Below are 13,877 nucleotides of genomic sequence, written 5' to 3' on the forward strand. Positions count from 1 at the left end.
CCGCCCCTAAAGGGCGGCTTTTTCATTCACAACAAACCAATCTTACAACTTCGGCCCTGCAGCCTTGATCGCGTCGCTAACTTCAAACTTTTTGAAGTTCTCGATGAACAGACCGGCCAGTGCTTTCGCAGCCTCGTCGTACGCAGCCTTGTCAGACCAGGTGTTGCGTGGGTTAAGCAGGTTGGTTTCAACGCCCGGTACGGCCAGTGGCACGTCGAGGTTGATGGTGTCGAGGTGTTCAGTGGCTGCACCGATCAGTGCGCCGCTTTGGATCGCGGCGATCACTGCGCGGGTGGTCGGGATGTTGAAGCGTTTGCCGACGCCGTAGCCGCCGCCGGTCCAGCCGGTGTTGACCAGGTAGACCTTGGAGCCGAAGCCGCGGATGCGCTTGATCAGCAGTTCTGCGTATTCGCCGGCCGGACGCGGGAAGAACGGTGCGCCGAAGCAGGTGGAGAAGGTCGACTTGATGCCGCTGCCCGAACCCATTTCAGTCGAGCCCACCAAAGCGGTGTAGCCGGACAGGAAGTGGTAGGCCGCTTGTTCTTCATTGAGGATCGACACTGGCGGCAGTACGCCGGTCAGGTCGCAAGTCAGGAAGATCACCGCGTTTGGCTCGCCACCGAGGTTGTGCTCGGAACGCTTGGCAACGTGCTCCAGCGGGTACGCGGCGCGGCTGTTCTGGGTCAGGCTGACATCGGCGTAGTCGGCGTGCTTGGCGTCGTCAATGACGACGTTTTCCAGTACTGCGCCGTGCTTGATGGCTTTCCAGATAACCGGCTCGTTTTTCTCGGAGAGGTCGATGCACTTGGCATAGCAACCGCCTTCGATGTTGAACACCACGCCTTCGCCCCAGCCGTGTTCGTCGTCACCGATCAGGTAACGGCTTTCGTCAGCCGACAGGGTGGTTTTACCGGTGCCCGACAGACCGAAGAACAGGGTCACGTCGCCTTCTTCGCCGATGTTGGCAGCGCAGTGCATTGGCAGCACGTCAGCGGCCGGCAGCAGGAAGTTCTGCACGGAGAACATGGCTTTCTTCATCTCACCGGCGTAACGCATGCCGGCGATCAACACTTTCTTCTGTGCGAAGTTGAGGATCACGCAACCGTCGGAGTTGGTGCCGTCACGCTCAGGCACGCACTCGAAGTTGGCCACGTTGAGCACTTGCCACTCTTCACGACCGGCCGGGTTGTACTGGGCCGGGTTGATGAACAGGCAACGACCGAACAGATTCTGCCAGGCAGTCTGGGTGGTCATTTTCACGGCCAGGTAGTGATCTTCCGCCGCGCCTACATGCACGTGGGACACAAAGTGCTCTTGCGCGTTGTTGAATGCTTCTACACGAGCCCACAGCGCGTCGAACTTGTCGGCCGGGAACTTGCGGTTGATCGGGCCCCAGGCGATAGCGGCCTGGGTGGAAGGCTCTTCAACGATGAAACGGTCAACAGGCGAACGACCGGTGCGGTGACCAGTGCGAACAACCAGAGCGCCGGTATCGGCAAGCTCGCCCTCACCGCGGTTCAGGGCTTCTTTTACCAGATCATCAACACTCAGATCGGTGTACACGGCGTTATTGGCTTGCGTCATGAGGTTCCCCGTCGGCCAGTGGCCGAGTGTGCTCCAAACGTTTTGTAGTAGAAAGTCGTGCACTACTACCGCGAAAAAAGTGGGCCGGATTATGCCAGAAAAGCCCAAAAAGAGTAGGGTCCTCCCGTCGTAACGGCGAAATTCCGTCGTTACGCAGTGAATTTACCTGCGCTGAACCGTTTTAGTGCCGGGTATCTGACGGCGTGTCGACGCCTGCGCCAGCGAACAATTGAGCAATATCGGCGGCGTCGAACTCATAACGCTCGTTGCAGAACTGGCAATCGATCTCGACTTTGCCACCTTGTTCGGCCACCAGTGCCTGCGCATCTTCCAGACCCAGACTGACCAGCGCGTTGCCCGAACGCTCGCGTGAGCAAGTGCAACGGAAACGCAGGTTCTGCACATCAAACAGGCGCACCTGCTCTTCATGGTAGAGGCGATGCAACACGGTTTCGTTGTCCAGGCTCAACAACTCATCGGCGGTCAGCGTGCTCGCCAGTGCGGTGAGGTGCTGCCAGCTGGCGGCGCGCTCTTCTTCGTCTTTCAGGCGGTCGGCCGGCAGTTGCTGCAGCAGCATCCCGCGGGCACGACGGCCATCGGCGAACAGCTTGAAGCGCGTGCCGACCTGTTGCGACATGACGAAATAGTTGGTGAAGCATTCCGACAGGGTTTCGCCGTCGAGATCGACAATGCCCTGGTAGCGCTGACCGACAGTCGGGTCGACGGTCAGGGTCAGGTCACCGCCCGGCATCAGGTCGGCAAGGGTCGCATCCGGCGCGATCTGCTCGGCGTTGTAACGCGCCAGGCCTCGGATCTCGCGCTCGCTGGAACATTCGATCATCAGCAGCGGGATCGGCCCTTCGGAACGCGCCTGCAGAATCAGCAAGCCATCGAACTTCAGCGTGCCTACCAGCAACGAGGCGGCCGCCATCAATTCGCCCAGCAGTTGCGCCACTGGCTCCGGGTACGGGTGCTTGGCGAGAACCTCGGCGTAGCTGCGTTCAAGCGCAACCAGTTCGCCGCGCGTGTCGCTGTCATCGAAGATGAAACGTTGGGTGAAATCGGTATCCGCTAGGTCGGTCATAATTTTGGGTATCTGAATGTGGTGACAAAATGGTTACAAGACGTGAAAATTTGCGCTTCTTGGCACTCTTTTTGGTGCCGACTGCTCTGCCATGGGAGGCATTTTATGAACAATCCGGGTTTGTTCCAATCAAGGTGGAACCTCGGCCGGCTGGTTCTGTGCAACGTAGTGCCGTTGGCGCTACTGGCTTTCTGGTTATGGCCTACGGGCAACTCGCTGTGTGTGATTTTCGACGAGTGGCTGTTCCGCTCGCTCAATGCACCGCTGGCCAGCAACCCGATATGGCTCCACATCTGGGCAATTGCAAGTCTGCGCCCATTCGACATCGTTGTCGGACTGATCCTGCTGACGCTGCTGATCAAGGGCGACTGGGTGTTCAAGGCGATTGATGTGCGTCGCGCATTCTTCGGTTTTTTCTCGATCCTGCTGTTGATGGTGGTGATCCGCGCGGTGTTTTCCAAGTTCGCCGATCACATGGACTGGCAACACAGCAGCCCGTCGATGGTGCTGGAAGGCGCGGTACACATCAGCGATTACTTCCCGCACCTGGAGAAAACCTGGGAGCTGAAGGATCGTTCTGGCCAGAGTTTCCCGGGGGATCATGCATCGGTATTGCTGATTTGGGCGCTATTTATGGGCGTGTTCAGTCGTACTGTCGGCCAGTTCCTGACGATCTGGGGTCTGGCGCTGTTGTTCATGCTGCCGCGACTGGTGGCCGGTGCGCATTGGGGGCAGGACGATTACATCGGCGGTCTGCTGCTGGCGGTTTGGGCCTTGGGCTGGGGTTATTACACGCCGTTTGCGTATCACGCCTCGAACTTCTGGTTGAAGGTGACAGCGCCGATATTCGCGCTGCTGGGCAAGTTGCCGCTGGTGTCGCGGATGAGTGTGGTGCGTAGCGCCTGATACCGAGCTGTCTTCGGCGAGGGCTGCGCCCTCGATTCGCGAGCAGGCTCGCTCCCAGATTGAAATGCAATCTCCTGTGGGAGCGAGCCTGCTCGCGAAGAGGCCAGCACCAATAACGCGATTATTCGTCGTTACTGCTACCCCGAAACTTGAACAAATCCCGCCGCTGCTTCTTGCTCGGCTTGCCGTCGGTGCTCACGCCCAACGCACCCGCCTTGCGCATCGCCGCAGCCGCTTCACGCTTGGCAATACTCGCCTCGGTCTCCGCATACAACGTCTGCGCCTCCGGGGCACCACGCCGCACAATCGACAACGCCTCGACCTTCACCGTACGCACTTCAAACCCGGTACGAATCTCGAACTCATCACCGATGCGTGGCTCTTTGCCAGGCTTGCAGCGTTCACCGCGACAATGCACCTTGCCGCTTTCGATCGCCGCTTTGGCCAAGGCACGGGTTTTGTAAAAACGCGCAGCCCACAACCACTTGTCGAGACGGACCTTGTCGTCCTCTTCGCTTTTTTGTGCCATTTGAATTCCTCGTTCGGCCAGTAGTCGGAACTGTACTACCGTTTCTGGCGGGCGCAAGAACTCGGCCCTCCAGATAGACTGTGATCTTGGCCGGCGCGTCGGCATGGAGTGATCGAGTGACTAAATTTCCGTCTTCATTAACCTCGAACCACACCGGTTGCCAGGGCTGCCAGCACAGTGAACCGTTGGGCTTCGATTTTGACTTTGCCTACCAACCTATCGTCGATCTGCGCAACCAGTCGGTTTTCGCCCATGAAGCGCTGGTCCGTGGGGTGCGCGGTGAAGGCGCACTGACTGTGTTGGATCAGGTTACAGAAGACAACCGCTACCGTTTCGACCAGCTCTGCCGGACCCGCGCCATCGAAGGCGCGGCCAATCTAAATATGCAGACACACTTGTCGATCAACTTCATGCCCAACGCGGTCTATCGTCCAGAGCTGTGCATTCGCAGTACGCTCGAGGCGGCAAAAAAACACCATTTCCCGATTGACCGACTGATTTTCGAAACCCTGGAAAGCGAGCACGTAGATAACTATCGCCATTTGACCAATATTCTGCGTGAATACCGCGAATTCGGCTTCAAGACCGCTATCGATGATTTCGGTGCCGGTTATTCGGGGCTCAATCTGCTGGCTGATTTCCAACCGGACCTGATCAAACTCGACATGGCGCTGATCCGCGATGTCGATCAAGACCGTGTTCGTCAGGCGATCGTCCGGGGGATTGTCACAATCTGTGCGGAGTTGGACGTTACAGTCATTGCCGAAGGCATCGAGAGCGCCGGTGAACGGGATTTCCTGGCGGATTGTGGAATTTTTCTGATGCAGGGCTACTGGTTCGCCAAACCTGCATTCAAAGCGTTGGCCCAGGTTTCACCTGAGGCCTGGACGCGTTAATCGTTGGTTTTTTCTATTGAAGACATTTGATCATTTGACCGTTGTCGGTCTGCGCGAGTGGGTGGCGCTCCCTGATCTGGGAGTCGCAGGCCTGCGAGCGAAAATCGACACCGGCGCCAGCACCTCCAGCCTGCACGCCACCGACATCGAACCGTTCGAACGTGACGGTGAAAAGTGGGTGCGTTTCACCGCGCATCTGGGCACGGTGGTGCAGTTGCGTCACCGCCGCTGCGAAGCGCTACTGGTGACGCGCAAAACCATCAAAAGCTCCAACGGCCATGCCCAGGAGCGCTATGTGATCAGCACCACTCTGGCCTTGGGTGATCGGGTCTGGCCGATCGAGTTCACCCTCGCCTGCCGCAAATCCATGCGCTATCGCCTGTTGCTCGGTTCCAAAGCCCTGATCGATGGCCATCTGGTCGTCAATCCGGGCATCAAGTATGTACAAGACAAGCCGGTGTTCCCGGTATCTACCTCCTCCACAGGTGTTGCATGAAGATCGCTGTGCTGTCGCGGAACCCGCGTCTGTATTCCACCCGCCGTCTGGTCGAAGCCGGAACCGAGCGCGGGCATGAAATGGTAGTGATCGACACCTTGCGCGCCTACATGAACATCGCCAGCCACAAGCCGCAGATTCACTATCGCGGCAAACCGCTGGAAGGCTTTGACGCGGTGATTCCACGGATCGGCGCGTCGGTGACGTTCTACGGCTGCGCGGTGTTGCGTCAGTTCGAAATGATGGGGGTATTCCCGCTCAACGAATCGGTGGCCATCGCCCGTTCACGGGACAAGCTGCGTTCGCTGCAACTGTTGTCGCGTCGCGGTATTGGTCTGCCGGTGACTGGTTTTGCGCACTCGCCGGATGACATTCCCGATTTGATCGACATGGTCAACGGTGCGCCATTGGTGATCAAGGTGCTGGAAGGCACCCAGGGTATCGGCGTGGTGTTGTGCGAAACCGCGACCGCTGCCGAATCGGTGATCGAGGCGTTCATGGGCCTGAAGCAGAACATCATGGTTCAGGAGTACATCAAGGAAGCCGGCGGTGCGGATATTCGCTGCTTCGTGGTCGGTGACAAAGTCATCGCGGCAATGAAGCGTCAGGCCAAACCGGGTGAGTTCCGTTCAAATCTGCATCGCGGCGGCAGCGCCAGCCTGATCAAGATTACGCCAGAAGAGCGCATGACTGCGCTGCGTGCGGCCAAGGTCATGGGCCTGGCGGTGGCAGGTGTGGATATCCTGCGCTCCAATCACGGGCCGCTGGTGATGGAAGTGAACTCGTCGCCGGGGCTGGAAGGGATCGAGACCACTACCGGCAAGAATGTGGCGGGGATCATCATTGAGCATCTTGAGAAGAATGGCGGGCCGAATATGACTCGGACCAAAGGCAAGGGCTAGAGCTAAGAGCAGAAGCCCCTCACCCTAACCCTCTCCCGGAGGGAGAGGGGACTGATTGGGGGATGCATAAAAGATACGCCGACCTGATCCTGCTGTGTCGAATCCACAATCGCCCCAGTCTTTCACGTCGATGTATGACGCAAGGCACCTCGGTCTGCCCCCTCTCCCTCCGGGAGAGGGTTGGGGTGAGGGGCTTTTGATCTACACAGCGTCCCTAGGCAACATTAGCCCCAACGGCAACCGCACCCGCGCTTCCAGCCCCCCTCCAGACCGGTTACGCAATTCAACATTGCCGCCATGCATAGAAGCAATCCGCTTCACGATCGCCAACCCCAAGCCCGTGCCCTTCCCGCCCCGTGCACGATCGCCTCGGGTAAACGGGTTGAAGATCGCCTCCAGCTCCGAAGGATCAATCCCCGCACCACGGTCCATCACGCTCAGCACCACATAAGGCGCACTGACGTCACCGGACACATAAGCCGCTACTTCCACGCTACCGCCGGCATGGTTCAAAGCGTTGCCGATCAGGTTGTTGAGCAAGCGTTTCATCGACACCCGACGCAGCGGAAACGGCTGAATCGGCTCCAGACGCAAACGCACCTTCTCTTCATTCTGGTTGTACGGCGCCGCCACTTCGCGCACCAGATCGGTCAGATCCACCTCCTCCACCGACTCGTCGCGACCGTCGCGGATGAACGCGAGGAACTGGTCGAGAATCGCGTCCATGTCTTCGATGTCGCGGACCATGTCATCGGTCAAGTCATTGCGATCGCCCATCAGCTCCAGCGACAGCCGCAACCGGGTCAACGGTGTACGCAAGTCATGGGACACGCCGGCCAGCATCAACTCGCGCTCGCGGCCGGCCTGCTCGACGTCTTCAGCCATCTGGTTGAAGGCGCGATACACCTCGGTCATCTCGCTCGGCGTATCGCTGATCGGCAGACGCACACTGCGACCCTGACCGAGTTGCCGGGCGGCATAGACCAGACGCTTCAAGGGTTGGTTGAGCTGGCTGACGAAAATCCATGCAGATGCCGTCGACAGCAAACCGATGGCGAGGAACCAGCCGAGCACGTTCCAGATTTTCTGGCCACGCAACGGGTGCGGATACAACGGCACCTTCAGCCAACCATCACCGAGACTCGGCGCACGCACCCACAACGCCGGCGGCGAGTGCATGCGCAAACGCACTTCAGTGTCGGCACCGAGTTCCGCCTGCATTTGCCGTTGGTAGATTTCGCTGTACGGCCAGTGCTGTTCGCCTTCCGGCACACCGGCGCCGACCACCCGGATCAGAGTCGCGGCATCAGCGATCTTCGCGCGGTTTTCTTCGTCGGCAGCCCAATAGGCACGCAGCGTCAGGGCGACGCCATGGCTGTATTGGCGATCCACCAGCACGTCCTCGTTCATCAACAGATAAACCAGGGTCAGCGCCTTGGAAAACAGCACGACGATAAGCACCAGCCAAAGGGTGCGGGAGAAAAAGCTTTGGGGGAACCAGACGGGGGTCTTCATCTATAACCGCTACACACTTGCAGGAGCGAGCAATGCTCGCATATTGCGGATTGCGAGTCTGCGGGCACGGCCGTTCGACCAAACCCTGCAGACCCGCTCCTACAAATCACCGATCACTTGGTGGCGGCACCATCGGGAACGAACACGTAGCCCACACCCCAGACAGTCTGGATATAGCGCGGCTTTGATGGATCAGGCTCGATCATGCGGCGCAGACGGGAAATCTGCACGTCGATGGAACGCTCGAGGGCATCCCACTCGCGGCCACGGGCCAGGTTCATCAGTTTGTCGCGGGTCAGCGGCTGACGCGCGTTCATCACCAGGGCCTTGAGTACCGCAAACTCACCGGTGGTGAGCATGTGCACTTCGTCGCCGCGTTTGAGTTCGCGGGTGGCCAGCGACAATACGTAATCACCGAAGGTGACGTTTTCGTCTTCGCTGCCCGGCGCGCCCGGTACCGGTGCGGCCTGACGACGCAGTACAGCTTTGACCCGGGCCATCAGTTCGTCCGGATTGAACGGTTTGGCCAGGTAATCGTCGGCGCCCAGTTCCAGCCCCTTGATACGGCTCATCTCATCGCCCTTGGCGGTGAGCATGATGATCGGGATCTGGTTGTTCGCGGCCCGCAGACGGCGGCACGCGGTCAGACCGTCTTCGCCAGGCAACATCAGGTCGAGGACGACCAGATTGAAGACTTCACGCGACAGCAGACGATCCATCTGCTCGGTGTTCGGTACGGTACGGGCGCGGTAGCCCTTGCTGACGAAAAAACGTTCCAGCAGGCTGCTTAGGCCCGGATCGTCGTCAACGATGAGAATTTTTTCGCCTTCAGCAGTTTGTGCAGTGCTGCTCATTGGATGCTCCTTTTAGCTCGGCGCGCATTATGGCGTAGCTGCCGTTATACGCACCGTGTGCATTGTTAGCAGATTTTTCCTTCACTGCCAGAAAACCGGGGTTTATGCCTACAGACTGCGACGCCCCCGAATGACAGAACGCTGGTTATAATGCGCGGCGTTTTGTGCCAGGCAACGTCTGAATCGTTACCGCAGGTGGCAGGCTTTTTTTCCTGCCTAGCGCAGTAATTGTTCGATTTCACGGGTCAATGGGCTGCCTTTTGACCCAGGCAGCGGCAATTTTCTAGCCGCTCAACCAGACTCCGGGCCTTTATTTGCGTGCCTGAGAGCCTGATTTCACACTATGTCAGGTGGTTTTATGGACAGCATCAACAGCCGCATTGCCGAGGAACTCGGCGTACGCCCACAACAGGTCGAAGCGGCCGTCGCGCTACTCGATGAAGGCTCTACCGTTCCCTTCATCGCCCGTTACCGGAAAGAAGTCACCGGCAGCCTCGATGACACCCAGTTGCGTCATCTGGAAGAGCGTCTGCGCTACCTGCGAGAACTCGACGAACGGCGCATCAGCATCCTCGCCAGCATCGAAGAGCAAGGCAAACTCACCCCTGCCCTCGAGCGCGACATCAAACTCGCCGACACCAAGACCCGCCTCGAAGACTTGTACCTGCCGTACAAGCAGAAGCGCCGCACCAAGGGCCAGATTGCCCTGGAAGCCGGCCTCGGCGACCTGGCCGACGGCTTGTTCAACGACCCGAACCTGGCCCCGGAAACCGAAGCCGCACGCTTCGTTGATGCCGAAAAAGGCGTGGCAGACGTGAAGGCCGCGCTGGAAGGCGCCAAGTACATCCTCATGGAGCGCTTCGCTGAAGACGCCAGCCTGCTGGAAAAACTGCGTAACTACCTGAAACAGGAAGCGACCCTCAGTGCCCGCGTCATCGCCGGCAAGGAAGAGGAAGGCGCCAAGTTCCGCGACTACTTCGAACACGACGAACCACTGAAAAGCATGCCGTCGCACCGCGCGCTGGCGATTTTCCGTGGCCGCAACGAAGGCATCCTCAGCTCCGCGCTGAAAGTCGGCGACGAGCTGCCGGGCACCATGCACCCGTGCGAAGGCATGATCGGCCAGCAATTCAACATCCAGAACCAGAACCGCCCGGCCGACAAATGGCTCGGCGAAGTGGTGCGCTGGACGTGGAAGGTCAAGCTCTACACGCACCTGGAAACCGACCTGCTCGGCGAACTGCGTGACGGCGCCGAAACCGAGGCGATCAACGTGTTCGCCCACAACCTGCACGACCTGCTGCTGGCCGCCCCGGCCGGCCCGCGCGCAACCCTGGGTCTCGACCCGGGCCTGCGTACTGGCTGCAAGGTTGCCGTGGTCGACTCGACCGGCAAACTGCTCGATCACGCCACGGTCTATCCGCACGTGCCGCACAACAAGTGGGATCAGACCATCGCCATTCTGGCCGCCCTGTGCGCCAAGCACTCGGTCGATCTGATCGCCATCGGCAACGGCACCGCCAGCCGCGAAACCGACAAACTGGCAATCGAGCTGATCAAAAAATATCCAGCGATGAAAATGACCAAGGTCATGGTTTCCGAGGCCGGTGCATCGGTGTACTCGGCGTCGGAACTGGCGGCCAAGGAATTCCCGGATCTGGATGTGTCGATCCGTGGCGCGGTGTCCATCGCTCGTCGTCTGCAGGATCCACTGGCTGAACTGGTGAAAATCGATCCGAAATCCATCGGTGTCGGCCAGTACCAGCACGACGTTTCGCAGCTGAAACTGGCGCGTGGTCTGGACGCTGTGGTCGAGGATTGCGTGAACGCCGTCGGCGTTGATGTGAACACCGCTTCGGTGGCGCTGCTAGCCCGTATCTCCGGCCTCAACGCAACGCTGGCACAGAACATCGTCGCGCACCGCGACGAGCACGGCGCGTTCAAAACCCGTGCAGCGCTGAAGAAAGTCGCGCGTCTGGGCGAAAAAACCTTCGAACAGGCAGCCGGTTTCTTGCGCGTGATGAACGGCGATAACCCGCTGGATTCGTCGGCAGTGCACCCGGAAGCCTATCCGCTGGTGCAGCGCATTGCCGCTGAAACCGACCGTGATATCCGTTCGCTGATCGGCGATGCAAGCTTCCTCAAGCGTCTGGATCCGAAGAAATTCACCGACGAGACCTTCGGTCTGCCAACCGTCACCGACATCATCCAGGAACTGGAAAAGCCGGGCCGCGACCCGCGTCCTGAGTTCAAGACGGCCGAGTTCCAGGAAGGCGTCGAAGATCTGAAAGACCTGCAACTGGGGATGATCCTCGAAGGCGTGGTCACCAACGTGACCGCGTTCGGCGCATTCGTCGATATCGGCGTGCATCAGGACGGTCTGGTGCACATCTCGGCGCTGTCGGAGAAGTTCATCAAGGATCCGCGCGAAGCGGTAAAGGCCGGAGACGTGGTCAAGGTGAAAGTCATGGAAGTCGACATTCCACGCAAACGCGTCGGCCTGTCGATGCGCATGGGCGACACCCCGGGCGAGAAGATCGACGGTGCCCGTGGCTCGCGTCCGGGCTCGGCGCAGCGCCAGCCTTCGAACAATGCGCCACGCAAGGAAACCGCGACCGCCGCGCCAGTGAACAACGCGATGGCCTCACTGTTCGCCAACGCCAAGCAGTTGAAGAAACGTTGATGGAGATTCCGGCCGGGCTCGTCGAGAGCGCGTTTTTCAAGCTGTTGGGCTGCCGCCTGCACAGCCTGGAAACCGGGGTGGCGCAAGTCGCCCTGGTGCTGGAACCGGAACTGCGCAATCGCGGCGGCAAATTGCACGGTGGCGCGCTGTTCAGTCTGGTCGACATCGCCATGGGGCTGGCCTGTTCCAGCACCCACGGCTTCGATCAGCAGAGCGCGACCATCGAGTGCAAGATCAACTATATCCGCGCCGTTTCCGACGGTGAGGTGCTGTGCACGGCACGGGTGATTCACCCGGGCCGGCGCACGTTGGTGGTCGAAGCCGACGTGATGCAGGGCGACAAACTGGTCGCAAAAGCGCAAGGCACCTTCGCTGTCCTGTAGCTTGTGGTCATCAATTTGAGTTAATTTCGGCGCTGTGATCGCAGCGTCGAGCTTTTCTGTGGGAGCGAGCTTGCTCGCGAAGAGGGCGTTTCAGTCAGCCTCAAGTCGCCTGACACTCCGCCTTCGCGAGCAAGCTCGCTCCCACAGTTCGCGTGCATCCGCCAGATTCAGGGAATGAAGTTGGCGATTCAATGGGGGCTTACAGGCCCGAAAAACCAGGCGAAAACGCCAGTTTCAACTTCACCCTTGTAGACCGTCCTGCCCACCCCCATATTGGGGCGACTGACGCGTGAAGGAATCCAAATTGAGCGAACTTCTCAACCGCCGCCTGGCTCTGCTCGGCGAGCGCGCTAACCTCTCTCTGCTCGAGCAGTGCCTGCACGGTATCGAACGTGAATGCCTGCGCGTGACCAGCGAAGGTCGCCTGGCGCAAACGCCGCACCCCGAAGCCTTGGGTTCCGCGCTGACCAACGAACAGATCACCACCGACTACTCTGAGTCGCTGCTGGAATTCATCACGCCCGCCCTGCCGGATCCAGCCGACACACTGGCGAGCCTGGACAAGATTCACCGCTTTGCCTACAGCAAGCTCGGCACCGAGTACCTGTGGAGTCCATCGATGCCGTGCCCGTTGCCGGCCGAGGAAGACATCCCGATCGCCTACTACGGCACCTCCAACATCGGTCAGCTCAAGTACGTCTACCGCAAGGGCTTGGCCCTGCGCTATGGCAAGACCATGCAGTGCATTGCCGGGATTCACTACAACTTCTCCCTGCCGGAACAGCTCTGGCCACTGCTGCGCGAAACCGAAGGTTTTGTCGGCACTGACCGCGACTTCCAGTCGTTTTCCTACATCGCGCTGATCCGTAATTTCCGTCGCTACAGCTGGCTGCTGATGTACCTGTTCGGTGCCTCACCAGCGCTGGACGCCGGTTTCCTGCGCGGTCGATCGCATCAACTGGAACAACTCGACCCGGACACCCTGTATCTGCCGTACGCGACCAGCCTGCGCATGAGCGACCTCGGTTACCAGAGCAACGCCCAGGCCGGTCTGACGCCGTGCTACAACGATCTGGCGAGCTACACCGACAGCCTGCGCAAAGCCGTGGCCACGCCGTACGCACCGTACGTTGAAGTCGGCACGCACCAGGATGGCGAGTGGGTGCAACTCAACACCAACATCCTGCAGATCGAAAACGAGTATTACTCCAACATCCGCCCGAAACGCGTGACCTACACCGGCGAGCGGCCGATTCAGGCGCTGGTGGCCCGTGGCATTCAGTACGTCGAAGTGCGTTGCCTGGACATCAACCCGTTCCTGCCGATGGGCATCGACCTCACCGAGTCGCGGTTCCTCGATGCGTTCCTGCTGTATTGCGCGCTGAACGACAGCCCGCTGCTGACCAACACCTCGTGCGGCAACGCCACCTCGAACTTTCTCAGCGTGGTCAAGGAAGGCCGTCGTCCGGGCCTGCAATTGCAGCGTGACGGTCAACCGGTCGAGATGAAGGCATGGGCGGCCGAACTGCTGGAACAAATCGCCCCGCTGGCGGCGTTGCTGGATCAGAGCCATGGCGGCGATGCGCACAGCAAGGCGCTGGATGCGCAACTGGCCAAGGTCAGCGATCCGTCTCTGACGCCTTCTGCGCAGGTGCTGGCGGCGATGGCTGAGCATAAGGAAAGCTTTGCGCAGTTCTCCCTGCGTCAGAGTCAGGCACATGCCGAGTTCTTCCGTAGCGAGCCACTGGCGGCGGATGAGCAGGCGAAGTTTGAGGAGCTGGCGCGTACTTCGCTGGCCGCGCAGGCTGAGCTGGAGCAGAACGAAGTGGGCGATTTTGATGTGTTTGTCGGGTCGTATCAGGCGAGTATTTTGGCGATCAGTAACTGAAGAGCCCCTCACCCTAACCCTCTCCCAGAGGGAGAGGGGACTGACCTGATCTGGCTTAATGATTCTGGACACCCCTAAAGGGCGTTAATCTACGCCCAACGACGAGGTGTGATTTGACCAGACGATATTTTTCGACAGATTTCAAACGGGATGCGGC

At 59.5% G+C, this 13,877-nt stretch carries 12 protein-coding genes; 7 read left to right on the forward strand and 5 right to left on the reverse strand.

The features are described 5' to 3' along the window. Positions 1–42: 42 nt before the first annotated feature. Together GTU76_RS12535 and hslO are read right to left on the reverse strand one after the other, a co-directional pair. The gene (locus GTU76_RS12535; protein WP_180698725.1) at positions 43–1,584 is read right to left on the reverse strand and encodes a phosphoenolpyruvate carboxykinase; all 1,542 of its coding nucleotides are present in this window, start codon (positions 1,582–1,584) and stop codon (positions 43–45) included. A gap of 181 nt (positions 1,585–1,765) precedes the next feature. Further along, positions 1,766–2,668, reverse strand: a complete 903-nt coding sequence (gene hslO / locus GTU76_RS12540) for an Hsp33 family molecular chaperone HslO (RefSeq protein ID WP_180698726.1) — start codon at positions 2,666–2,668, stop codon at positions 1,766–1,768. 105 nt (positions 2,669–2,773) lie between these two features. Here hslO and GTU76_RS12545 point away from each other — a divergent pair, with 105 nt between their 5' ends. Beyond that, a complete protein-coding gene (locus GTU76_RS12545) occupies positions 2,774–3,574 on the forward strand; it encodes a phosphatase PAP2 family protein (protein ID WP_175552880.1) in 801 nt (266 codons plus the stop codon). Positions 3,575–3,695: 121 nt separating this feature from the next. On the opposite strand, the gene GTU76_RS12550 is transcribed toward GTU76_RS12545, so the two are convergent. Further along, complete coding sequence (locus GTU76_RS12550) at positions 3,696–4,103, reverse strand: RNA-binding S4 domain-containing protein (protein WP_007917939.1); 408 nt, start codon at positions 4,101–4,103, stop codon at positions 3,696–3,698. Between the two features lie 116 nt (positions 4,104–4,219). On the opposite strand from GTU76_RS12550, the gene rimA reads away from it, so the two are divergent. The 3 genes from rimA to rimK are packed head-to-tail and all read left to right on the forward strand — an operon-like array spanning position 4,220 to position 6,397. Further along, on the forward strand, positions 4,220–4,999 hold the full coding sequence (gene rimA / locus GTU76_RS12555) for a S6 modification regulatory phosphodiesterase RimA (protein ID WP_016986268.1): 780 nt from the start codon (positions 4,220–4,222) through the stop codon (positions 4,997–4,999). 16 nt (positions 5,000–5,015) lie between these two features. Continuing rightward, positions 5,016–5,495, forward strand: coding sequence for a retropepsin-like aspartic endopeptidase RimB (gene rimB / locus GTU76_RS12560; protein WP_484573303.1), 480 nt, complete (start codon positions 5,016–5,018; stop codon positions 5,493–5,495). Beyond that, entirely contained in the window at positions 5,492–6,397 is a 906-nt protein-coding gene (gene rimK / locus GTU76_RS12565) for a 30S ribosomal protein S6--L-glutamate ligase (RefSeq protein WP_007949201.1), read from the forward strand. The genes rimB and rimK overlap by 4 nt, the downstream gene beginning before the upstream one ends. Before the next feature lie 201 nt (positions 6,398–6,598). On the opposite strand, the gene GTU76_RS12570 is transcribed toward rimK, so the two are convergent. Together GTU76_RS12570 and ompR are read right to left on the reverse strand one after the other, a co-directional pair. Then, the gene (locus GTU76_RS12570) at positions 6,599–7,912 is read right to left on the reverse strand and encodes an ATP-binding protein (protein WP_016986270.1); all 1,314 of its coding nucleotides are present in this window, start codon (positions 7,910–7,912) and stop codon (positions 6,599–6,601) included. Positions 7,913–8,025: 113 nt separating this feature from the next. Continuing rightward, on the reverse strand, positions 8,026–8,766 hold the full coding sequence (gene ompR / locus GTU76_RS12575; RefSeq protein ID WP_016986271.1) for an osmolarity response regulator transcription factor OmpR: 741 nt from the start codon (positions 8,764–8,766) through the stop codon (positions 8,026–8,028). A 358-nt stretch (positions 8,767–9,124) separates the two neighbouring features. Here ompR and GTU76_RS12580 point away from each other — a divergent pair, with 358 nt between their 5' ends. The 3 genes from GTU76_RS12580 (at position 9,125) to gshA (ending at position 13,720) form a co-directional block, all read left to right on the forward strand. Next, positions 9,125–11,449 (forward strand): Tex family protein, encoded by a 2,325-nt coding sequence (locus tag GTU76_RS12580; RefSeq protein WP_016986272.1) that lies wholly within the window; start codon positions 9,125–9,127, stop codon positions 11,447–11,449. After that, positions 11,449–11,832 carry a PaaI family thioesterase gene (locus GTU76_RS12585; protein WP_007917925.1) on the forward strand — a complete coding sequence of 128 codons (384 nt, stop codon included), beginning with the start codon at positions 11,449–11,451 and terminating at the stop codon, positions 11,830–11,832. The genes GTU76_RS12580 and GTU76_RS12585 overlap by 1 nt, the downstream gene beginning before the upstream one ends. A 304-nt stretch (positions 11,833–12,136) precedes the next feature. Further along, positions 12,137–13,720 (forward strand): glutamate--cysteine ligase, encoded by a 1,584-nt coding sequence (gshA, locus tag GTU76_RS12590; protein WP_026000687.1) that lies wholly within the window; start codon positions 12,137–12,139, stop codon positions 13,718–13,720. Positions 13,721–13,877 lie beyond the last annotated feature (157 nt).

Origin of the sequence: Pseudomonas crudilactis (genome assembly GCF_013433315.1) — a bacterium.
GTDB classification, from domain to species: domain Bacteria; phylum Pseudomonadota; class Gammaproteobacteria; order Pseudomonadales; family Pseudomonadaceae; genus Aquipseudomonas; species Aquipseudomonas crudilactis.